Raw genomic sequence first — 22,379 nt, forward strand, 5'->3', positions numbered from 1 at the left:
GCCGGCCCGAGAGCCGCCGGTCCGTTCAGCCGGCCGGATCGGCGGCGGTCGCGACGGCGGCGGCCGGTCCGGCGCCGGCGGGGCCCTGGTAGCGCAGCAGCAGCATCGCGGCGTCGTCGTGGTGCGGTCCGGCCGCGTGCCGGACCAGGTCCTCGCGCAGGGCGTCCAGCGCGCGGTGGACGTCGGGGTCCTTGAGGAGGTGGGCGCGCTCGGCGAGCGGATAGAAGCCGCCCGCCTCGTCCCGGGCCTCCGTGACGCCGTCGGTGTAGAGGAGGAGCTGGTCGCCGGGGACGAAGGGCACCGGGAAGGGTTCGGGGCCGGGACCGCCGTGGGCGGACAGGCCCAGCGGGAGGGCGTAGGCGGGCGGCTCCGGGAAGTCGGCGGTGCCGTCGGGGTGGACGACCATCGGGGCCGGGTGGCCGTAGTTGAGGAGGACGACCTGGTGGTCGTGGCCGATCTCGGCGAGGATCGCGGTCACGAACTTCTCGTCCTCCAGCTCACGGGCGACGCTGCGCTCCAGCCGCTCGCCGAGCTTGACCAGGTCCTTCTCGTCGTACGCCGCCTCCCGGAAGGCGCCGAGGACCCGCGCCGCCGTCTCCACCGCCGCCAGGCCCTTGCCCTGCACGTCGCCCACGATCACCCGGACGCCGTGCGGCGAGGCCACCACCTCGTACAGGTCGCCCCCGATACGGGCCTCGGCGACCGCCGAGGTGTACGAGACGGCCGCGTGCAGCGGGCCCGCGGTCAGCGGCACCGGGCGCAGCAGCACCCGCTGCGCCGCCTCCGCGATCGACCGGACGCTGGCCAGCTCCGCCTCCCGGCGCGAACGCGCCACGGCCGCCGCGATGCCGACGCCGGTGACGCCGGCCACCGACACCATGGCGGTGTAGCCGCGAGGCTGGTCGAAGAGCCCGTTGTAGAGGCCGAGGCCCACACAGAGCAGCAGCGCGGCCAGCCCGATCACCGCCGTGCGCCGCCAGCCGCCGACCAGCCCGGCGAACGCCGGTCCCAGCGACACCAGCGGCAGCAGCCCCACGTCCGGGCCGGCCGTGAGGTCGACGACGGCGACCACGGTCATGGCCGCCACGGGCATCCAGGCCAGCACCGTGGAACTGGACGGCGACTTCTTCGCGGTCATGACTACTCCGGTGTCGCAGCGCTCAAGAGCCGCCCTCTCCTGTTCTCAGGCGTCCCCCCCCAGTCTCTTAGCCTATGCAAGGGCCTGTTCGCGCAGGAGGCACCGGGCGGTCCTTAACCCAATCGAGGCCGAGCGGCCGGACGGGCCCGGTGGTCACGCCGCTCGCACCACCCGCCTCGGCAGCAGCCCCCCGTCCGCCCCCGCGTCCCGGCGGCTCACCACCGTGAGGGTGAGGGTCACCGCGAGGGAGGTGAGCGCCATCGCCGTCATCGCCGTCGCCGGGGAGGTGAACTGGGCCACCGTGCCCGCCAGGGACGCGGCGAGGCCCTGCGCCGTGAGCATCCCGGCGGAGTGCAGGCCGAGGGCGTGGCCGGTCAGCTCGTCCGGGGTGAGGACGACCAGGCGCTCCTGCTGCACCAGGCTCGCGCCGAAGCCGACGGAGGCCAGGGCCACCAGTACGGCCGTCACCGGCAGCGGCGGGCGCAGGAAGAGGGCGAGGTACGGGGCGGCCAGCAGTACCAGCAGGGGGATGCCTAGGCGCGGGCGCAGCCGGGGCGGCAGCAGGCGGCCGACGGTCACGTCCCCGGCCAGCATGCCCAGCGCGGCGCAGGCGAACAGTGTGCCCGCGGCGCGAGGGTCGTAGGAGACGTACAGGGACTCGCAGCCGACGACGAGGCCGTTGGGGATCCACAGGGCCAGGTAGACGTGGCGGCGGGGGCGGGCGGACCACAGGCGGGCGTTGGCGCGCCAGGTGGCGGCCACGGAGGGGCGGCCTGCGGCGCGGGGCGGGCGGCGGGTCAGCAGGAGCGCGAGCGCGGCCGCCGCCGCGTAGAGGCCGGCCGCGAGCAGCAGGCACAGGCGCGGTGACAGCACGGTCACCAGGACTCCGCCGGCCGCGTAGCCGGCGATCTGCGTGACGCCGTTCATCATGTTGAAGAGCGAGCGTCCCGCCAGGTACCCGTCCTTGGTGAGGATCTCGTTCAGCAGGCCCCAGCGGACCCCGCCGCCGAGGGAGGCGATCAGGCCCTCGACGAGGACGACGGCGAGCATCGCCCAGACCGGCAGGCCGGGCAGCGCGAGGACGGCGGTGGCCGCGGCGAAGGCCAGCGAGAGGCCCGCCAGCGTCGCCCGCGGGGGAAGCCGGTCCGCGCCGGAGAGGAACAAGGTGGCGCCCAGCACCTGGGCGAGCGCGGGGCCGAACATGCTGAGCGCGGACAGCAGCGGCGAGCCGGTCGCCCGGAACACGAGCGTGCCGAGCGCCAGACCGCTCACCGTCTGGGCGGCGACGTTGGCGGAGGAGGAGAGGAAAAGAGGGCTGAACTCGGGGGTTCGGAAGAGGTCCGTGTAGCTCTTGCGGGGTGTGTCCGGCATGCGGGGAGTCTCGGGCGGGGCGGTGGAAGACCGTTAACGTTTCGCGTGGAGGCGAAACATCGCGGGGAACGGAACGGGGGCCGTGTGGGCTGGTGGCAGGTCAACGCCGACACGCTCGCCCGCAGCCGTTTCGTCGTCTCACCGCTCGCCGAGACCTTCGCGTGCCTGAAGCTGCTGCACGCCGGTGTGGCGGCGCACCCCGGTGAACGGGCCTGGCTCGACACCCACCTGCCCGCGCACCGGCGCCGGCTGGCCGAGGACCCGGTGGCCGCGCTGCTGGTCCGCTCGGGCGTCGGCCGGGAGTGGATCGCCGACTTCCTCACCCCCACCCCGGCCGAGGGCGAGAGTTTCGAGGAGGGTCTCGCCCGCGTCCGGGCGACCCGCCCCGAGCGGGCCCGCGCCGACCTGGCCGTCTCCCTCGGGGGCCCGCTGCCCGCCGCCCTGGACCGCGACGACCTGCCCGAGCGGGCCGGCGCGCTGCTTCAGGACGTCTGGGCCGAGGCGGTACGGCCGTACTGGGACCGGCGCCGCCGGGTCCTGGAGGCCGACGTGGTCGCGCGGACCGCGCAGGTGAGCCGGGGAGGCTGGGCTGCGGCGCTGGACGCCCTGCGGCCCGGCACCCGCTGGCTGGGCGGCAGCCGGCTCCAGATCAACCTGAACCCCTACCCGCCCCGCGACCTGGCCGGCGCCGAGCTGGTCCTCGTACCGGTCACTCCGCAGCGGCACGGGTGGGTGGCGTGGGAGGAACCGGAGCGGTACGCGGTGGTCTACCCGTGCGCGGGTGCCCTCGCGGACGACGGTGCCCGGCAGGTGCCGGCCGCGCTCGGCGCGCTGCTCGGACCGGCCCGCGCGGCCGTCCTGACGCTGCTCGGCTCGCCGGTGAGCACCAGCCAGCTGGTCGGCCTGACCGGGCAGGGGCTCGGTTCGGTCGGGCGGCACCTGCGGGTGCTGCTGGACGCGGGGCTGGTGGAGCGGCGGCGGGCGGGACGGTCGGTGCTGTACTCGCGGACGGCGGCCGGGGACGTGCTCGTCGAGTCGAGCGGGCCGCGGGCGGGCGGGGCACGGGACATGTCGCGGGGCTAGCATCCGCCCATGACGACCTCACAGAACGCGCGTGACAACGACAGCCTTCCCCTCGACGTCGAGATCGGTGCCCTCCAGGGTGGGTCCGCGGACCTCTCCCAGTACGCGGGCCGGGTGGTACTGGTGGTCAACGTGGCCTCCAAGTGCGGGCTCACCCCGCAGTACTCGGGCCTGGAGCGGCTGCACGAGCGGTACGCGGAGCAGGGGTTCACCGTGCTCGGCGTGCCGTGCAACCAGTTCATGGGCCAGGAGCCGGGCAGCGCCGACGAGATCGCCGAGTTCTGTTCGGCGACGTACGGCGTCACCTTCCCGATGACGGAGAAGGTGGAGGTCAACGGGGAGGGCCGGCATCCGCTGTACGACCGGCTGACGGGCTTCGCGGACGGCGAGGGGCACAGCGGGGACATCCGCTGGAACTTCGAGAAGTTCCTGATAGGGCGGGACGGCAAGGTCGCCGCCCGGTTCGCGCCGCAGACGGAGCCGGAGGCGGCCGAGGTCGTGGCGGCCGTGGAGGAGCGGCTGGCGGGCTGAGCGCCGGACCGGTTGACCTTGCCCCTGGGGCAGGCCCGAGCGTCTCCGTCGCCGGGCGGAACGGACCGCCCGGTGACGGAGGATGACGGCGTGGACGACGCACACGACGACGGTCTGCTGACCATCGGGGCGTTCGCCGCGCGGGCCCGGCTGTCGGCCAAGGCCCTGCGGCTGTACGACCGTATGGGCCTGCTGGTGCCCGACCACGTGGACGAGGCCACCGGCTACCGCTACTACCGCCCCGGCCAGACCGAACGCGCCCGGCTCGTGGCCCTGCTGCGCCGGCTGGACATGCCGCTGGCGCAGGTCGCGGAGGTGGTGCGCGCGGACGGGCCGGGCGGCGCCGAACTGCTCGACGCCTACTGGTCCGGGGTCGAGGCCCGGGTGGCCGGGCAGCGGACGCTCGCCGGCTACCTCCGTGGACGCCTTTCGGGAAGGAGTTCCGGGATGAACGGGAAGTTCGTGGTCGAGACGGTGGACGTGCCCGGGCAGGTGGTGATCAGCGAGACCCGGCACACGCTGGCGGACGAGCTGCCGGCCTGGATCGGCGCGTCGCTGGAGCGGCTGGAGGAGGCGGCGCGGGGCTGCGGGGGCGTGACGGCGGCGCCGTTCGTCGTGTACCACTCCGAGGTGACGGAGGAGAGCGACGGTCCGGCCGAGTCGTGCGTGCCGGTCGCCGACGAGGCGGCGGCGCGGGCGTGGTGCGAGGAGCGGGGGCGGGCCTGGCAGACGCGGGTGCGGGTGGTGCCGGCCCAGCGGCTGGCCTTCACCCGGATCACCAAGGCGCAGGTGGCTTATCCGCAGATCCTGGCCGCGTTCGCGGCGGTGGAGGAGTGGATCGCGGCCCAGGGGCTGACGGCGGCGGGGCCGTGCCGTGAGGTGTACTTCGCCGACTGGGAGGCGGCGGGCCCCGGGGACCCGGTGTGCGACATCGCGTTCCCCGTGAGCTGAGGCGAACTGAACAGAGCCCTCTCGGCAAGGTCGGCGAACTGGTCGAGAGGGCTCCGTCGGCGGTGCTGCCGGGTGGCGCGTGGAGCCGTTACTTCTTGACCGAGGTCACGAAGGCGTTCCACGCGTCGGCGGGGAAGGCCAGCGTCGGCCCCCCGGCGACCTTGGAGTCACGGACGGCGAGTGCCGCCACGACCGGCGACTTGACCTCGACGCACGCGCCGTTGCCCCCGGAGTAGGAGGACTTGATCCACGATTCCTGGGCGCCCTGGAGAATTGCCATGTCTGCTCCGATGGTGAGTCGCTGAGTGTGGTTCACGCCAATGACGCTTGATCTTTGGCGTGATCGACGCTACTCGCTGACCTCGCCGTACGGAGCAGCCATTCACCCGACCGGGTGGCATATTCCAGGCGACTCTTCCTGTACCGCGCACCAGGGCTGTAACATCCGCCACCGCGTCAGCGGGCGTACTCCTTCGCCACGTCCTCGATGCGCCGCCGCGACTCGTCCACGTTGAGGGCCTGCGCCCGCAAGTGCTCGTACATCACCGTGTACTTCTGCACGTCCGGGGCCTTCTCCAGGTACAGGTCGCTGGTGACGCCCTCGATGTAGACGACGCTGGAGTCGGCGGTGTCGGCGAACTCCAGGATCGAGTACTGCCCGTTGATGCCGGGATGTCCCCCGACGTCGAACGGCAGCACCTGCACGGTGATGTGCGGCAGCTGCGACATCTCGGCGACGTGCTCCAGCTGCTCGCGCATCACCTGCCTGTTGCCCACCACCCGGCGCAGGCAGGCCTCGTCGAGAACCACCCACAGCCGCAGCGGGTTGGTCTCCGCCGTGACGCGTTCCTGACGCCGTATCCGGACCTGGACGCGTTTCTCCACGTCGGCGACCGGCGTCTCGGGCAGGGCGCCCTGGATCAGCGCCTCGGCGTAGGACCGGGTCTGGAGCAGACCGGTGATGATCTGGGGTTCGTAGGTCCGCAGCGACTCGGCGTCGGTCTCCAGGCCGATGTAGACGCTGTACGGGATGTCGCCGAAGGCGTGCCACCAGCCCTGCTGGCGAGAGTCCTTCGCCATCTCCATCAGCGAGTCGACCATCCGCTGGTCCTCGACCTCGTACACCCCGCACAGGTCGCGGACGTCGCGCTGGCTGATGCTGCGCCGGCCGTTCTCCAGGCGGCTGATCTTCGACTGCGAGACCAGCAGCCGCTCCGCCACCTCCTCGGCCGTCATGCCCTTGAGCTCACGGAGCCGGCGCAGCTCCTGGCCCAGCCGGCGCCGCCTGACGGTGGGATTGACATTGGACGCCACGGGACGTGCACCTCCGGCTGCGTGACTCATACCTGCCACTTTGCGTATCTGCTGCTGAGCAGACTGCCACCAAGGTGCTTTCCAGCGCTGGGAAACGGTCGATATGCGCCGCGTACACGCCAGTTCGGGGCGCCACCCGCACACATGGCTGTGACATGGCCGCGCGGGGCGGCGGAACCTTTCCGCAGCCCGGCTGTGCGGACGTGCGGTCGGTCCCACCGCCCCGCGCGGACCTGCGGCTCCCGTGACCGGGCTCGGGGACTGGTGGTGCGGCGGTGCGGTGATGCGGTGGGGCTCGTGCGGCTCAGTGGGCCGCCGCGCGGGCCATGGATCCGTGGCGTGGTTGCGCCGGAACACCGCGGGCGGGTTCCGGGGCCGTCCTGGCGCCCGGTCCCGCGGCCTGGCGGCCGGCCGGTGCCGGGCTGCGGCGTGGCTGGGCCGCCGCGCCGTTCTGGACGTCCATCACCGCGTGCGCCACCAGGCCGCCCATGGGGTCGTGCCTGATGAGGTCCCGCAGCCGGGACCGTGACGAACGCCCTTCGTTGCCCGGGTAGAGGTGCTTGCCGAGACCGACCGCGTGGGCCAGCGCGGCGAGCGCCGCGGTCCGCGGGTCCGGCGGTACGCCGGTGCGGATCGCCGAGTCCAGCCGGGCCTTGATCTCCCTGCTGATCGCCGTGTCCGTCGCCTGGTAGCGAGTCGTCGGCAGCACCCCGCACATCTGGCCCTCCACGGCATGCACCATGCCGCATCGCTCCAGATGCGAGAGGTAGGTCTGGCGCAGCCCCAGGCGGGGCCCGCCAATCCAGTTGACCGCCCGTACGGGAGCGCCGCGCCTTCGCAGCAACTCCAACGCGCAGTCCAGTGTTGGATCTCCTGTCGGCCGTGGGGCCACCACGGCGATACGATCCCCGTCTGGGGCTATACGTCCGGCCAGCGCCAGCTCCACCAGCTGCGCTCCGGCCAGACCGAGGTCGAGCGACTGCGGCTGCGCGGTGGTACCCGTGGTCGGGTCCAACGCCAGCAGCAGAAGCTCCTCCGGAAGTGTTCTGCGGCTCCTGCCCATCCATGCCTCCCCGCGTGGATGACAGACAGGGTGACCCCTCTCACATTGGTCTGTCGAGGGTGCGTGACCGCTTCGTAGTGGAACCAGTAGGTATGTCGTTCTCGTCTACCGCGTGGGTTCCACCCGTACACAGGACACTGGTACATGGTTCCGGTACGGGTTCGGTAGCGCACACGAGGCGTGCGGCGCATGGAGGAGGCATCGGTGGCGGGCGAGTCCCCCGACAGGTCGAAGCAGCACGAGTCGTCGGAAGAACCGACGTCGGGGAGCGCGGGTCCGGTTCCCGAAGCCAGGACCGGGGCGAGCGAGACGCGTGATCCGCGGCTGTCGGTGGCGCGGGAGGACGCGAAGCCTTCGGCGTCCGCCGGGACCGGGAAGTCTCGCGGCGGGGTCGACACGGCCACCCGGGTGCTGTCGGTCCGCGACACGCGGGACGACGACGCGGAAGCCGACGCCGACGCGGGGAGCGCCGGGTCCTCCACCGCGGCCGAGGACGAGCCCGCGGGACCCGCCGCCGCGAGCGACGGACGGCTGCGGGACGCCGTCGCGGCGTGGGTGGCGACCGCCGAGGAACGGGCCGCCGCGAACGCACGGCACGAGGACACGGAGGGCGACGCGGAGAGCGACGCCGAGGACACGCCGGGCGCGGGGGCCGCAGGGGGCGTCAGGCCGGACGCCGAGACGGCCACGGACGCCGACGAGGCCCCGGACGAGGCCGGTACGGCTGCGGACGCCCCCCGGGACACCGGCGCGCTCGCCACCGCCGGGCAGGAGGACGACGCCAAGACCCCCGCAGGCGGGCGGGACACCGCCGCCACGGACGCTGACGAGGCACCGGACGAGTCCGGTGGCGCGGTCGCGGACGTCGACGCGGACTCCGAGGTGCCGCGGGACGGGGCGAAGCCCGCGGCCGGCCACGGTGCCACGGCGGACGACGAGCCGGCCCCTGAGGGCGACTCGGACCGCCCCGCCGGCGGGAGCGCGGAGGCGTCGCGGGACGCGGAGAGCCGCACGGACGAGCGCGCCGACTCGGACGCCGACGGCGAGACGCCCGCAGGCGAGCGCACCGACTCGGATGCCGACGGGGAGCCTGGCGGCAGCCCTGACGCGCCCCACGACGGCAAGACGCCCTCGGACGCGGATGCGGACGCGGACACCGGTGCCGACGCCGGCAAGGCGGCCGGTGGGGATCAGCCCACCGCCGTTTTCAAGGCGCTGCGGCCCTCCGCGCGCGAGGTCGACCAGCCGACGACCATGCTGAAGCTCGGCGACGCCGCCGCGCCGAAGAAGCCCGGCGGGAGCGCCGAGAGCGACGCCGAGCGGACCAGCAAGTTCGTGGCCCTCCGGCAGTCGGACGACCCGGCGACCCGCAAGCCCCCGCAGAAGGCGCCGCAGGCCCCCCGCACCGGAACCACCACCGCCGTACCGCACGTCGGGCCCGAGCGGACCACGCAGCAGCCGCTGCCGCCGAAGCCGCCGCTGGACCTGCTGGCGGAGCTGACGAACACGCCGCCGCCACCGGAGACCCCGCTGCGCACGACGATGCGCCGGGTCAAGATCTGGACCCCGCTGGTCCTGCTCCTGGTGGTCGTCCTCGGCGTGGTGCAGTCCATGCGCGCGCTGCCCGCGCCCGAGCTGGACCTCACGGCGCAGGAGAGCTTCGCGTTCGAGGGCGGCAAGCCCGAGATCCCGTGGCCGTCCAGCGGGCAGGCGGCGCTGGACGTGCAGGGCATCGGCACCTTCGGCTCGTCCGGCGAGCAGAAGCCCGTGCCGATCGCGAGTGTCGCCAAGGTCATGACGGCGTACGTCATCCTGCGCGACCACCCGCTCAAGAGCGGCGCCGACGGCCCGATGATCGAGATCGACCAGGCGGCCGAGGACCAGTCGAACGCCGGCGACGAGTCGACCGTGCAGGTGTACGCGGGCGACGAGATCTCCCAGCGCGAGGCGCTGGACGCCATCCTCATCGCGTCCGCGAACAACGTGGCGCGGCTGCTCGCCCGCTGGGACGCGGGGTCGGAGAAGGCGTTCGTGGAGAAGATGAACGCCGCCGCGAAGGACCTCGGCATGACCAACACCACGTACACCGATCCGTCGGGCCTGAACAACACGACGGTCAGCACGGCCGTGGACCAGGTGAAGCTGGCCAAGGCGGCGATGGAGTCGGTCGCCTTCCGCGAAGTGGCCCAGAAGATGTCGTACAACGACTACAAGGGCGTCAACCACTCCAACTGGAACCAGCTGGTCGGTCACAACGGCGTCGTCGGCATCAAGACGGGCACCACCACCTCCGCGCTCGGCAACCTCGTCTTCGCGGCGAAGAAGGAGGTCGGCGGCGAGACCCGGACCATCGTCGGGGCCGTGGTGCGCCAGCCGGCGACCGCGGACAAGGGCATCCTCGCCGCCGCGCTCGACTCCAGCGACAAGCTGATCCGGGCCGCGCAGGACGTCCTGGAGTCGTCGACGATCCTGAAGAAGGGGGACGTCGTCGGCTACGTCGACGACGGTCTCGGCGGCCGGACGCCGGTCGTCGCCACCGAGGACGTCAAGGCCGTCGGCTGGCCGGGCCTGACCGTGAAGCTGACGTTCGAGGCGGACGAGGTGCCGCACACGGCCGCCGCCGGCACGAAGGTCGGCACCCTGACCGTGGGCGACGGCGGCGCGGCGGGTGCGGTGAAGGTTCCCGTCGCCCTCCAGAAGGATCTCGTGGAGCCCTCCTTCACGGACAAGCTGACCCGGCTGGGCTGACGGCCCGCCCACCGGGGCCGTACCGATGTGACGCCCCCGCGGCCGCCCGGCCGCGGGGGCGTTCGCTTTCCACAGGGGAACAAGCGACGGTGCGGGCGTGCGTGCTAGCGTCACGAAACGGGGCAGGTCGCCGGTCGCGGGAACGGGACACGGCCGAAATCAGAAGACGGGACACGGGGAGTGCCTTCAGGTGGCCACTGCGGAGCCGACACGCGCCGACGACGCCGAACCGGGCCCGGGAACCGGCCCGCGACCACGCGTACCCGCGCCCCGCGCGGACGACGGCCGTGACACGGACCGTGCCGGTGACGGTGCCGGGCGCCGCGAGCCGGAAGCGCCGTCCGCGGTGAAGGCGGCGTTCCTCGCCCTGCGCGAGCGCATGCTGCGCCACCCCGTGCTGTCCGTCACCGCCCTCGCCGGGCTCCTCCACATCGCCTGGTTCTTCACGTTCGCGAACAGTGGCGGCGACCTCGCGGCACAGGACGCGTGGGCGGAGTTCGTCGGCCGGCACCCGGACTCGGCGTACAACCTCGCCTGGTACGGCGGCATGCACCCGGTGTCGTACAGCGTGGTCTCGCCGTACCTGATGTCGGTGCTCGGCGTGCGTACGACGATGATGATCGCCGGGACGCTGTCGGCCGGGCTGCTGACGATGATCCTGATCCGCAGCCGGGTGGTGCGCAATCCGCTGTGGGCGTCGCTGGCGGGCCTGTTCGGGCTGATGGGCAACGCCGCGTCGGGCCGGGTGACGTTCGGGCTGGGCATGATGTTCGGGCTCGGCGCGGTCGCCGCGGTGTTCTGCTGGCCGCACCGCTGGCGGCACAAGCGCTGGGCGAAAGGGCTGTGCGCGGCTCCGCTGGCCGCGCTGTCCACCATGGCGTCACCGGTCGCGGGCCTGTTCGTGGGCCTGGTGGCGGTGGCCCTGTTCCTGCAGAAGCGCCGTCCGGGCGCCTGGTCGCTGGGGCTGGCACCGGCCGCGGTCGTGGCGCTGTCGGCCGTGCTGTTCCCCTTCTCGGGCACCCAGCCGATGGCCTTCGGCTCGGCCGTCCTGCCGGTCCTGTTCGCGGGGCTGGTGTTCTGGTTCGTGCCGAGCACCTGGACCACGGTGCGGATCACGTCCGCGGTGTACGGCCTGTCCGTGCTGCTGGTCTGGCTGATCAGCTCCCAGATCGGCTCCAACATCACGCGCCTGGCGATGCTCTTCGCCGGGGCGGCACTGGTGGCCGCGCTGCCGTTCACGGTGCCGAAGTCCCGCAAGTGGTACGCGCTCGTGGTCTCGCTCGTCGGCTTCGCCGGCTGGATCGGCTTCAAGTCGGCCGACGACGTCATCCACACCCAGCCGACCGCGTCCTGGGCGCGCGAGCTGGCACCGCTCCTCAACGAGCTGCAGGAGGTCGGCGCGGAGAAGGGCCGGGTGGAGGCCGTGCCCGCGCGTTCCCACCGGGAGGCCTCGGCGCTCGCGCCGTACGTGAACCTGGCCCGCGGCTGGACCCGCCAGGCCGACATGGAGCGCAACCCGCTCTTCTACGACGACACGCTCAACTCGGCGAACTACCACGAGTGGCTCAAGCGATGGGCCGTGCACTACGTGGTGCTGCCCAAGGGCGAGCCGGACGGTGACGGCGGCAAGCGCGAGCGGGAGCTGCTGCAGCGGGGCCTGCCGTACCTGAAGCAGGTCTGGGGCGACGCCAACTGGCAGCTGTTCCAGGTGCTCGACCCGACGCCGCTGGCCGAGCCCAACGCCGTCGTCCAGAGCGCCGAGCAGGACGAGTGGACGATCGACGTGAAGGAACCGGGCCGCATCCTGATCCGGATGCCGTACTCGCCGTGGCTGAGCCTCGTCGACGACGAGGGCAACAAGCTGGAGCCGCCCCAGGAGACCGAGGCCTCCAAGAACGCACCGGAGGGCACGCCGAAGACGTACGACAACGTCAACGGCTGTCTGACGGAGACGGAGGAGACCGCCAAGGGCGACAAGTGGACGACCTTGGTCGCACCCGAGGCGGGCACCTACCGGCTGGCTTCGCCGTACGGGCTCAAGCGCGGCACGCCCTGCCCCGACGAGCTGGAGTAACCCGCCGCACTCACCGGCGGGTGTTCACGTAGGTGAACCGAGGTCAGCTAGCCGAACCTTTTTACTCGCTCTTGACCTTCCCCTTCCTTGTCGTGCCCGCGTCGTCGCACCCACGATGAGCGGGCACTTCGCGGCCTGCCACGCCCCTACCCCGCTCGTGCGAAGTGCCAACCGGCTGAGCGGAGTTCACAAGGCGGACCCCGGAAGGGGGCACATGAACGGTCTCGACTGGTCCGTGCTCATCGGCTACTTCGCCGTGATGGTGGCGATCGGCGTCTGGTCGCACAAACGCGTGGACAACGTCAGCGACTTCTTCACGGCCGGCGGCAAGATGCCCTGGTGGCTCTCCGGCATCTCGCACCACATGTCGGGCTACAGCGCGGTGATGTTCACCGGGTACGCGGGCATCGCCTACACCTACGGCGTGACGTCGTTCGTGACGTGGTCCTTCCCGATCGCCCTCGGCATCGCCATCGGCTCCACCCTGTTCGCGCCGCGCATCAACCGGCTGCGCTCCCGGCTGCACGTGGCCTCTCCCCTGGAGTACCTGAAGAACCGGTACAACCTGCCCACCCAGCAGGCCCTGGCCTGGTCCGGGATGCTGCTGAAGATCGTGGACGTGGCCGCGAAGTGGGCGGCCATCGCCACCCTGCTGTCGGTCTTCACCGGCATCTCCCTCAACCAGGGCATCCTGATCACCGGCGTCGTCACGGGCGTCTACTGCACGATCGGCGGCCTGTGGGCGGACGCGCTGACCGAGCTGGGCCAGTTCGTCATCCAGCTGCTGGCCGGCGTCGCGATGTTCGTCGCCGTCGTCATGAAGCTCGGCGACCACGGCGGCTTCTTCGGCGTCTGGGACGAGCCCGAACTCCAGGGCCACGCCGAACCGCTGGTCGGCCCGTACGGGGCGGTGTTCCTGCTCGCCTACCTCTTCATCAAGCTCTTCGAGTACAACGGCGGCATGCTCAACCAGGCCCAGCGCTACATGGCCACGAGCAACGCCCGGGAGGCCACCCGCTCCGCGCGGCTGTCGGCGGTGCTGTGGCTGGTCTGGCCGCTGGTGCTGTTCTTCCCGATGTGGATGTCGCCGCTGCTGGTGGAGTCGCAGAAGCCGGACGGCTCCGACTCCTACGCCCTGATGACCGAGCAGCTGCTGCCGCACGGGCTGCTGGGCCTGGTCATCGTCGGCTTCTTCTCGCACACCATGGCCATGTGCTCCTCGGACGCCAACGCCATCGCCGCCGTCTTCACCCGTGACGTGGCGCCGGTGCTGTCGGCGCGGGCGCGGGCCTGGGGCACCCGGTCCGGGCTGCTGGCGGCCCGCCTGACCACGGTGGTCTTCCTCGGGCTGTCCATGGCGGTGGCCACGCAGGTCGACTCGCCGACGTTCAAGGACATCATCACCGTCGTCATCAAGTGGGTGGCCGGACTGATGGGCCCGATCGCGATCCCGATGATGCTCGGTCTGCTCCGGCCCTTCCGCCGCTCCGGCCCGACGGCGGCGCTCACCAGCTGGGCGGCCGGTCTGCTCGCCTTCTGGCTGGTCAACTACCCGATCCACTGGAGCGTGGAGGGCGGGGTGCCGCTGGAGTACCAGGTGTCGATCCCGCTGGCCGTGTCGCTGGTCCTGTACGTCCTGATCGGCTACCTCAAGCCGGAGGACACCCCGGAACGGCTCGCGATCATCGAGAAGGTCAACACCGACGGCGACGACGACGCCTCGGGCGCGGCGGCCGCGATCCCGGCGCCGGCGGGCGGCGCGGAGGAGTCGGTGGCGCGGTCCCGGGTGGGTGACTAGGGCCTGGCCGGCTTGTGGGTGCGGACGGTGTCCCGGTCTGGGCCGGGGCACCGTCCGGGCTCAGCGCAGTTCCTGGATGCGGATCTGGTTGCCGGCGGGGTCGCGGAAAGCGCAGTCGCGGACGCCGTACGGCTGCTCGGTCGGCTCCTGGACGATCTCGGCGTCGTGCCCCCGCACCTTCTCGAAGGTGCCGTCGAGGTCCTCGGTGGCGAGCAGGATCCACCCGTAGGTGCCCTTGGCCATCATCTCGGTGATGGTGCGGCGCTCGGCGTCGGTGATGCCGGGGTCGACGGCCGGCGGCGCCAGGAGCAGGGAGACGTCGGGCCGGCCGGCGGGGCCGACCGTGATCCAGCGCATCTTGCCCTGCCCGACGTCCTTGCGCACCTCGAAACCGAGGACGTCCCGGTAGAAGGTGACCGCCGCGTCCGGGTCGTCGTGCGGGAGGACGGTGGTGTGGATGCTGAGGTTCATGACCGTCACGCTAGCGGCGGCCGTCGGCCGGTGCTTCTCGATTCCTGACTGTCTCCAGCCGCGTTCAGCCGCGCGGGTAGCGCGCCAGCCACCCCGGGGACGACCCGGCCGGACCGTGCAGGGCAGGGCCCTGGGTCATCTCCATGGCGAAGTCGTCGGCCAGTTCCAGCATGGTCGGGCGGCCCTCCAGCTCGGCCAGCCAGGCGGGCGGGAGCGCCGTCTCGCCGTGCAGGGCGCCGAGCAGCCCGCCGGTCAGGGCGCCGGCCGCCGCGGAGGGCCCGCCGTGGTTGACGGCGAGCCGCAGCCCGTGCCGTACGTCCTCGCCGACGAGGGAGCAGTACACGGCGGCCGCCACGAGGCCTTCCGCGGTCCCCTCGCCGATCAGCTCGGTCACCCGGTCCGCCGTCGGCAGCCCTTGCCGTACCGCGCCCAGCGCATGCTGGAGGGCGGCCGCCACCGGCTCGTGTCCGGGCCGGGCGGCGAGCAGGGCGAGCGCCCGCTGCACCGCGGCGTCCAGGCTGTCGCCCCGCGCCAGCCCGTGCACGATCACGGCGTACGCGCCCGCCGCCAGATAGCCGCCGGGGTGGCCGTGGGTCTGCGCCGCGCACTCCACGGCGAGCTGGTCGACCAGCTGCGGCTCCCAGCCGACCAGCAGCCCGAACGGCGCCGAGCGGGCGGCGGCCTCCGCACCCCGCTCCCCCGGGTTCTTCGGCGCCTGGGGCGTGCCCATCGTCTCGTCGCCGAGTCCGAGCAGCAGCGCCCGGGGCGCGTCCCGGCGGGCGTACAGCCATTCCTCGCGGGCCAGCCAGCCGTCGTCCTTGCGTCGCAGGTCGGGCCCCCAGTCGCGCTGGGTGGCGGCCCAGCGCCGGTAGGCCCGGTGCAGGTCGGTCGGCGGGTGCCAGGCGCCGGTGTCCCGGCGTACCTGGGCGCGGATCAGCCCGTCCACGGAGAACAGGGTGAGCTGGGTGAGGTGGGTGACCGCACCGCGCCGGCCGTGGGCGGGTGCCGGGTCGGTCAGGCCCTCCGCGCCGTGCTCCTGGCGGATGCCGTCGAGGTCCAGCCCGTCGACCGGGGCGCCGAAGGCGTCGCCGACGGCCACGCCGAGCAGTGTCCCTCGTACCCGGCTGCGGAAGTCCTGCTGTTCGGCACGTCCCCAGACGGCACCGGTTGTCGCGCCCACCCGGGCCTCCCTTCGGCACCGACACGGTCCGTACGTACGACGTCCAGCACTGTATTCGAACGAGGGCGGTCGGTTCAGGGCCGGGCGGAGTGTGCTTCGCGGCAGCAGCGGACGAAGTCCTGGACGACGGGATCGTCGTCGGCGGCGGGGGCCCAGGCGACCGCGACCTCGCTGGGCCCGATTCCGGTGACGGGGCGGTAGACGACGCCTGGGCGGGTGTAGAAGCGGGCGGCGGACTCGGGCGCGAGGGCGACGCCGTAGCCGTTGGCGATCGCGGTGAGCCAGTCGTCGGGCTGCTCGGTGACCGCGCCGACGCGTACGGGGTGGCCGTCGCGCTCGTCGGCGGCCAGCCAGTACGCGCGCCAGGGGCCCGTCTCGGGCGGTGCGGCCACGAAGGGCTCGTCCCACAGCTCGCGGAAGTCGATCGTCCCGCGCCCGGCCAGCCGGTGGTTCTCGGGGAGTGCCACGCAGCGGGGCTCGCTGAACAGCTCCACCACACGCAGCGTCTCCTGCCCGGGGAACGGCAGCCGCACCAGGGCGACGTCGACGTCCGAGTCGGCGAGTCCCGCGGTCGGGTTCGACCACGCGGCCTGCCGCATCTCGGCCCGCCAGTCCGGGCGGCGCCGGGCGAACTCGGCGATGATCGGCTGCGTCGCCTCGTTGGCGGCACTGGCGAGGAAGCCCACCCGCAGGACCCGGTCCGCCCGGCGCGCCGCGGACCTCGTCTCGCGCAGTGCCGCCTCCCACCCGGCGAGGAGAGCGGGCACCCGCGCCGCGAGCGCCCGGCCCGGCTCGGTGAGGGCCATGCCGCTGCGCGAGCGCGTGAAGAGAGGCACTCCCAGTGCGGACTCCAGCTGCCGGATCTGCTTGGTCAGCGCGGGCTGGGAGACGTACAGCCGCTGAGCCGCCCGGGTCAGGCTGCCTTCCTCCGCCACGGTCGCGAAGTACCGCAGCAATCGGGTGTGGACATCCATTCCACCAGGTTATAGAACCAGGTATTGGACGTCGCGGTGGGCGCCGGTGAGGCTGGAGGAAAGCCACTGGAAGGAAGCGAACCCGTGGACACCGCCTACGTGACCGTCACCGTCGTGGCGATCGTCGCCCATGCCGGAATCGCCGTCGCGGACCTGCTGCGGGCCCCGTTCGTCCTCGCCAACTCGGCCGAGGTGGGGGTCCCCTCGTCGTGGCTCCCGTGGCTGGCCGGCCTCAAGGGGGCGGGAGCCGCCGGGCTCCTCGTCGGCCTGCTGGGGGTCCGGCCGCTCGGCATCGCGGCGGCGGTCGGCCTCGTCCTCTTCTTCGTCGGCGCGGTCGCCGCACATGTCCGTGCCCGGGTCTTCCACAACATCGCGTTCCCCCTCGGCTACCTGGCGCTCAGCATCGCGGCGCTCGTCGTGGGGGCGGCCGGGTGACGGATCGGCCGCCGGGCCGGGCGGACGGGGGTGGGGGAAGGTACACCCCGTTTACGCCGCCTGGCCCCATCGAGCGGGCGGCCGGTTCGCGAAAGGCTCAAGGCGTTCCGAGAGCAGCCTTGTTGAGAGGATCCCCCGTGTCCGACCGTCTTTCCGCCTCCGCCTCCGTCCCGTCCAAGCCGAGGAAGCAGCGTGGGCGCGTGCTGTCGGTGGTCGCCGCGCTCGCGGTCCTGGGCGGCGGCCTCGCCGTGACCGGTTCCCTGGCCTACGGCGCCCCGGACCACGCCGGTCACCGCGACGCCGTGCGCGAGGGAGCGAAGGACCTGGTGCGCGAGGACGGTTTCCCCGCCGCACTGGTCGCCGACCAGGGACGTGACGGACGCGTCCGCGACTACACGGCCGGCACCGGCGACCTGGAGACCGGCGCGTCCGTACCGGTCAACGGGCAGGTCAGGGCGGGCAGCAACACCAAGGCCCTCACCGCGGCGGCGGTGCTCCAGCTGGTCGGCGAGGGCAAGGTGAAGCTGGACGAGCCGATCGAGACGTACCTGCCGGGTCTGGTGCGCGGCGACGGCATCGACGGCGGCCGCATCACCGTGCGCGACCTGCTCCAGCACACCAGCGGCCTGCCCGACTACGTCCAGACGCTGGGCCTGGACCCGTTCGAGGTCCGCGACACGTACTACAACCCGCGTGACCTGATCGACCTCGCCCTGAGCCAGAAGGCGGCGTTCGAGCCCGGCGCGAAGTGGCAGTACAGCAACACCAACTACGTCCTGGCGGGCCTGCTCGTCGAGAAGGTCACGGGCCGCCCCTTCGGCGAGGAGATCACCGACCGGATCATCCGCCCGCTCGGTCTGAAGGACACCTACTGGCCGGGCGTCGGCGAGCGCGGCATCCGGGGCGCCCACCCCAAGGGCTACGCCGCCGCCACCCCCGGCGCGCCGCTGGCGGACATCACCCGCCTCGACCCGTCCCAGGCCTGGGCGGCCGGACAGCTGGTCACCACCCCGCGCGACCTCAACCGCTTCTTCACCGCCCTGCTCGGCGGCAAGGTGCTGGAGGCCGCCGAGCTGAAGGAGATGCAGACCACGGTCCCGGTCACCGAGGGCGCTCCCACGCCCGGTACCGGATACGGGCTGGGCCTCTTCCGCACTCCCCTGTCCTGCGGCGTCGAGCTGTGGGGCCACGGCGGCTCCATCCACGGCTACGAGACCTACGGCGGCGCCACGCGGGACGGCCGCGCGGCCACGGTGGCGACGACGGCCCTGTCCAGCTCGGTGGCCGCCGAACCGGCCGACATGATGGCGGCCCACCAGCACGTCTTCGACCTGGTGGACACGGCGGTCTGCACGGGCCGCTAGGTGTACTGACCCGCAGGGTTGTTCACCGGCGGAACGCTGCGAAGAGATCACGTTCCAGGGCCCTGCCTACTGGCGGGGCCCTCGGCTTCGGGATAGTGCTGCCATGACCAACATCCCCCGCAGCACCCTTTTACTCGCCTCCACCGTGCTCACCGCGGTCCTCGCCCTGTACATCGCCCTCGTGGCCCTCGGGAACATCACCGACTTCGACAACAACCAGCAGTACGTGCGTCACGTCCTGTCGATGGACACGACGTTCAAGGACGACGACCTGATGTGGCGGGCGATCACGAGCAAGGGGCTCCAGGACACCGCCTACGTGGCGATCATCGTGTGGGAGACCGCGGCCGCGCTGGTGCTGATCTGGGCGACCTGGCTCTGGATACGCCGGCAGCACGCTCCCGCTCGGCGCTTCACCACGTACGGCACGCTCATGCTGATGCTGCTCTTCGGCGCCGGGTTCCTCGCGATCGGCGGGGAGTGGTTCGCGATGTGGCAGTCGGAGGACTGGAACGGGCTGGACGCGGCGACCCGGGTACTCCTGTTCAGCGGCGTCGTGCTGATCGTGGCGCACCTGCCGTCCGGCGAGGCGGAGACCAAGAACCCACAGTGACCTAGGCGACCACGGTGACCGTCGTGCCGGACGTGCCGAACTCCCACAGCGCGTCGCCGTCCGCCTTGGGCAGCCGTATGCCGCCCGTCCTGACTCCGTCGACGGGCGGCGGCGGCGAGGAGCCGTCCACGGCGTTGGAGAAGGCGACCCAGACGCCGTCCTCCTGGGCGAAGTACATGATCTGCTCGATCCGCACCCCGTCGGAACCCGTCGTCGGGTCCTGGCGGCGGGAGCCGACGCTGTACTCGCCGGGGTCGGGGTCGACCGTGCCCGGCCAGACCTTGAAGGACCGCCGGGTGGCGTCGCTGGCGTCGACCAGCCACACCCGGTCCTGGCCGACCGAGTAGACGACGCGCCGCCCGGTGCCGGAACCCTCCGGTACCGGGGCCGGCGCGGTCTCCTTCGGCGTGGGGTGCGCGTCCGCCGACGCCGACGGCTTCGGCTTCGTCGCCGCGGCGGTGGGGTGGGGTCCCTGGTCCGCCTGTACGGCCAGGACGCTCACCGCCGCTATCGCCCCCACGGTCAGGCCGGAGACCCACGCCCATGAGGGAAGTCGGGCAGGCACGGGCACGCATCTCCTCAGCTACGAGAACCCCGACACACCGGGGGCCCGATCATCGTACTGCGCACCCGCGACTCCTCAGTCCAGCACCGGCAGCAGCCGCGGCAGGTGCCCGTCCGAGTCCCGTGCCGCCCGCTGCCGCTCCTCGGGGACCGGGCCGTAGAGCGTGGTGCGCGGCTTCGCCGGGCGGCCCGCGGCGTCCGCGACCGCGATCAGGTCCTTGACCGACTTGTACGACCCGTAGGACGAGCCGGCCATGCGGGAGATCGTCTCCTCCATGAGGGTGCCGCCCAGGTCGTTGGCGCCGGAGCGGAGCATCTCCGCCGCACCCTCCGTGCCCAGTTTCACCCAGCTTGTCTGGATGTTGGGGATGTGCGGGTGCAGGAGGAGGCGGGCCATCGCCGTCACCGCGCGGTTGTCCCGCAGGGTGGGGCCCGGTCGCGCGATGCCCGCCAGGTACACCGGCGCGTTGGTGTGGATGAAGGGGAGCGTCACGAACTCCGTGAAGCCGCCCGTGCGCTGCTGGATCCCGGCGAGCGTGCGCAGGTGGCCCAGCCAGTGGCGGGGCTGGTCGACGTGGCCGTACATCATCGTGGAGGAGGAGCGGATGCCGAGTTCGTGGGCGGTCTCGATGACCTCGATCCAGGTGGCCGTCGGCAGCTTGCCCTTGGTGAGGATCCAGCGGACCTCGTCGTCGAGGATTTCGGCCGCCGTGCCCGGGATCGAGTCCAGGCCCGCCTCCTTGGCCGCGGTCAGCCACTCGCGGACCGACATCCCGGTGCGGGTGGCGCCGTTGACGACCTCCATCGGCGAGAAGGCGTGCACGTGCATGCCGGGGACGCGTTCCTTGACCGCCCGCGCGATGTCGAAGTACGCCGTGCCGGGCAGGTCGGGGTGGATGCCGCCCTGCATGCAGACCTCCACCGCGCCCACCTCCCACGCCTGCTGGGCGCGGTCGGCGACCTGGTCCAGGGAGAGCGTGTAGGCGTCGGCGTCCGTGCGGCGCTGGGCGAAGGCGCAGAAACGACAGCCGGTGTAGCAGACGTTGGTGAAGTTGATGTTGCGGGTGACGATGTACGTCACGTCGTCGCCGACGGCCGACCTGCGCACGTCGTCGGCGACCTTGCACAGGGCGTCCAGGGCCGGGCCGTCGGCGTGCAGCAGGGCGAGCGCCTCGTCGTCCGTCAGCTTCGTGGGGTCGTCGGCCGCCGTGGCCAGCGCGGCGCGTACGTCGGTGTCGATGCGCTCGGGGGCCATGCCGGGGGCGGCGGCCTCGCGCAGGGCGCCCCAGTCGCCGTACACCTCGTCGAAGTCGTCGCGGCGGTCCGACGTACGGCCCTCGGTGTCGATGGTGGCGTGCAGGTCGGTGCGGCCGGTCGCGGTGAACGCCTCGTCCGGCTCCTGCCACGGGTGGCCCTCGACCGTCGCGTCCTCGCGGGCCAGGCCCGTCGCCGGGTCGGCGAGCGCCGCCACGTGCGGGCGCAGGCGGGGGTCGAGCCAGGGCTCGCCGCGCTGCACGAACTCCGGGTACACGCAGAGGCGTTCGCGCAGCTCGAACCCGGCCGTCCGGGATTTCGCGGCGAGTTCGTCGATCTGCGGCCAGGGGCGTTCCGGGTTGACGTGGTCGATGGTGAGCGGGGAGACGCCGCCCCAGTCGTCGATGCCGGCGCCGATCAGCCGCTCGTACTCCGAGTCCACCAGGTTGGGCGGGGCCTGGAGACAGGCGGACGGGCCCATGATGTGGCGGGCGACGGCCACCGTGGCGACCAGTTCGTCCAGTTCCGCGTCGGGCATGCCGCGCATCGCCGTGTCGGGCTTGGCGCGGAAGTTCTGGATGATCAGTTCCTGGATGCCGTGGTAGGCACGGGAGACCTTGCGGAGGGCGAACAGGGACTCCGCGCGCTCCTCGTAGGTCTCGCCGATGCCGATCAGCAGGCCCGAGGTGAAGGGGACGGAGGAGCGGCCGGCGTCCTCCAGGACGCGCAGGCGGACGGCGGGTTCCTTGTCCGGGGAGCCGTGGTGGGGACCGCCGGGCTCGGACCACAGGCGGGTGGCGGTGGTCTCCAGCATCATCCCCATGGAGGGCGCGACGGGCTTGAGCCGCTGGAAGTCCGTCCAGGTCATGACGCCCGGGTTGAGGTGGGGCAGCAGGCCCGTCTCCTCCAGGATGCGGATGGAGATGGCGCGGACGTAGGCGATCGTGTCGTCGTACCCGTGCGCGTCGAGCCACTCCCTGGCCTCCGGCCAGCGGTCCTCCGGCTTGTCGCCGAGGGTGATGAGGGCTTCCTTGCAGCCGAGGGCGGCGCCCTTGCGGGCGATGTCGAGGACCTCGTCCGGCGACATGAACATCCCGTGCCCGGCGCGGCGCAGCTTGCCGGGCACGGTGACGAAGGTGCAGTAGTGGCACTTGTCCCGGCACAGGCGGGTCAGCGGGACGAAGACGCTCTTCGAGTACGTGATGACGCCGGGGCGCCCGGCGGCCTGAAGGCCCGCGTCACGGACCCGGGCGGCGGACGCGGTGAGGTCGTCCAGGTGCTCGCCGCGGGCCTGGAGCAGCACGGCGGCCTCGGAGACGTCGAGGGCGACGCCGTCCCGGGCGCGTTTGAGGGCGCGACGCAGGGCGTTCTCGGTGGGGCCCGTCGAGCCGGTTCCGGGGGTCGCGGAAGTCGTCATCCTTCGAGCATACGAGCGGCATGATCGAAGCGTCGG

General features: G+C 72.5%; 19 protein-coding genes. 9 read left to right on the top strand and 10 right to left on the bottom strand.

Features of this window, described 5'->3' with window-relative positions; genetic code table 11:
- Nucleotides 1-25: 25 nt before the first annotated feature.
- Nucleotides 26-1,138 (bottom strand): PP2C family protein-serine/threonine phosphatase, encoded by a 1,113-nt coding sequence (locus AMK11_RS20940; protein ID WP_073729445.1) that lies wholly within the window; start codon nt 1,136-1,138, stop codon nt 26-28.
- Nucleotides 1,139-1,291: 153 nt separating this feature from the next.
- On the bottom strand, nt 1,292-2,509 hold the full coding sequence (locus AMK11_RS20945; RefSeq protein ID WP_073729447.1) for an MFS transporter: 1,218 nt from the start codon (nt 2,507-2,509) through the stop codon (nt 1,292-1,294).
- 84 nt (nt 2,510-2,593) lie between these two features.
- On the opposite strand from AMK11_RS20945, the gene AMK11_RS20950 reads away from it, so the two are divergent.
- The 3 genes from AMK11_RS20950 (at nt 2,594) to AMK11_RS20960 (ending at nt 5,074) form a co-directional block, all read left to right on the top strand.
- Entirely contained in the window at nt 2,594-3,592 is a 999-nt protein-coding gene (locus AMK11_RS20950; protein WP_073729449.1) for an ArsR/SmtB family transcription factor, read from the top strand.
- Nucleotides 3,593-3,601: 9 nt separating this feature from the next.
- A complete protein-coding gene (locus AMK11_RS20955) occupies nt 3,602-4,123 on the top strand; it encodes a glutathione peroxidase (protein WP_073729451.1) in 522 nt (173 codons plus the stop codon).
- Between the two features lie 90 nt (nt 4,124-4,213).
- On the top strand, nt 4,214-5,074 hold the full coding sequence (locus AMK11_RS20960) for a MerR family transcriptional regulator (protein ID WP_241847025.1): 861 nt from the start codon (nt 4,214-4,216) through the stop codon (nt 5,072-5,074).
- An 88-nt stretch (nt 5,075-5,162) separates the two neighbouring features.
- On the opposite strand, the gene AMK11_RS20965 is transcribed toward AMK11_RS20960, so the two are convergent.
- From AMK11_RS20965 to AMK11_RS20975, 3 genes are all read right to left on the bottom strand, one after another.
- Nucleotides 5,163-5,354, bottom strand: a complete 192-nt coding sequence (locus AMK11_RS20965) for a DUF397 domain-containing protein (RefSeq protein WP_073729455.1) — start codon at nt 5,352-5,354, stop codon at nt 5,163-5,165.
- Nucleotides 5,355-5,530: 176 nt separating this feature from the next.
- Nucleotides 5,531-6,388 (bottom strand): helix-turn-helix domain-containing protein, encoded by an 858-nt coding sequence (locus tag AMK11_RS20970; protein ID WP_073729457.1) that lies wholly within the window; start codon nt 6,386-6,388, stop codon nt 5,531-5,533.
- Nucleotides 6,389-6,692: 304 nt separating this feature from the next.
- Complete coding sequence (locus tag AMK11_RS20975) at nt 6,693-7,451, bottom strand: GOLPH3/VPS74 family protein (RefSeq protein ID WP_073729459.1); 759 nt, start codon at nt 7,449-7,451, stop codon at nt 6,693-6,695.
- Between the two features lie 189 nt (nt 7,452-7,640).
- On the opposite strand from AMK11_RS20975, the gene AMK11_RS20980 reads away from it, so the two are divergent.
- From AMK11_RS20980 to AMK11_RS20990, 3 genes are all read left to right on the top strand, one after another.
- Nucleotides 7,641-10,199, top strand: a complete 2,559-nt coding sequence (locus AMK11_RS20980; RefSeq protein ID WP_079187580.1) for a D-alanyl-D-alanine carboxypeptidase — start codon at nt 7,641-7,643, stop codon at nt 10,197-10,199.
- Nucleotides 10,200-10,389: 190 nt separating this feature from the next.
- Complete coding sequence (locus AMK11_RS20985; RefSeq protein WP_073729461.1) at nt 10,390-12,273, top strand: MFS transporter; 1,884 nt, start codon at nt 10,390-10,392, stop codon at nt 12,271-12,273.
- 214 nt (nt 12,274-12,487) lie between these two features.
- Nucleotides 12,488-14,071 carry a sodium:solute symporter family protein gene (locus tag AMK11_RS20990; protein ID WP_073729463.1) on the top strand — a complete coding sequence of 528 codons (1,584 nt, stop codon included), beginning with the start codon at nt 12,488-12,490 and terminating at the stop codon, nt 14,069-14,071.
- A 60-nt stretch (nt 14,072-14,131) separates the two neighbouring features.
- On the opposite strand, the gene AMK11_RS20995 is transcribed toward AMK11_RS20990, so the two are convergent.
- From AMK11_RS20995 to AMK11_RS21005, 3 genes are all read right to left on the bottom strand, one after another.
- Nucleotides 14,132-14,542 carry a VOC family protein gene (locus tag AMK11_RS20995; protein ID WP_073729808.1) on the bottom strand — a complete coding sequence of 137 codons (411 nt, stop codon included), beginning with the start codon at nt 14,540-14,542 and terminating at the stop codon, nt 14,132-14,134.
- A gap of 64 nt (nt 14,543-14,606) precedes the next feature.
- Entirely contained in the window at nt 14,607-15,722 is a 1,116-nt protein-coding gene (locus tag AMK11_RS21000; protein ID WP_073729465.1) for an ADP-ribosylglycohydrolase family protein, read from the bottom strand.
- A 74-nt stretch (nt 15,723-15,796) separates the two neighbouring features.
- Nucleotides 15,797-16,696 carry a LysR family transcriptional regulator gene (locus AMK11_RS21005; protein WP_073729467.1) on the bottom strand — a complete coding sequence of 300 codons (900 nt, stop codon included), beginning with the start codon at nt 16,694-16,696 and terminating at the stop codon, nt 15,797-15,799.
- An 84-nt stretch (nt 16,697-16,780) separates the two neighbouring features.
- On the opposite strand from AMK11_RS21005, the gene AMK11_RS21010 reads away from it, so the two are divergent.
- From AMK11_RS21010 to AMK11_RS21020, 3 genes are all read left to right on the top strand, one after another.
- Entirely contained in the window at nt 16,781-17,131 is a 351-nt protein-coding gene (locus AMK11_RS21010; protein ID WP_198941423.1) for a DoxX family protein, read from the top strand.
- A 137-nt stretch (nt 17,132-17,268) separates the two neighbouring features.
- Entirely contained in the window at nt 17,269-18,495 is a 1,227-nt protein-coding gene (locus tag AMK11_RS21015; protein WP_073729471.1) for a serine hydrolase domain-containing protein, read from the top strand.
- A 103-nt stretch (nt 18,496-18,598) separates the two neighbouring features.
- Entirely contained in the window at nt 18,599-19,108 is a 510-nt protein-coding gene (locus AMK11_RS21020) for a DUF2165 domain-containing protein (protein ID WP_073729473.1), read from the top strand.
- A gap of 1 nt (nt 19,109) precedes the next feature.
- On the opposite strand, the gene AMK11_RS21025 is transcribed toward AMK11_RS21020, so the two are convergent.
- Both AMK11_RS21025 and AMK11_RS21030 read right to left on the bottom strand, forming a co-directional pair.
- Entirely contained in the window at nt 19,110-19,673 is a 564-nt protein-coding gene (locus AMK11_RS21025) for a hypothetical protein (protein ID WP_073729809.1), read from the bottom strand.
- Between the two features lie 75 nt (nt 19,674-19,748).
- Nucleotides 19,749-22,343, bottom strand: a complete 2,595-nt coding sequence (locus tag AMK11_RS21030) for a bifunctional FO biosynthesis protein CofGH (RefSeq protein ID WP_073729475.1) — start codon at nt 22,341-22,343, stop codon at nt 19,749-19,751.
- Between the last annotated feature and the right edge of the window lie 36 nt (nt 22,344-22,379).

The organism is Streptomyces sp. CB02414 (assembly GCF_001905385.1).
In the GTDB taxonomy this organism is placed as follows: Bacteria; Actinomycetota; Actinomycetes; order Streptomycetales; family Streptomycetaceae; genus Streptomyces.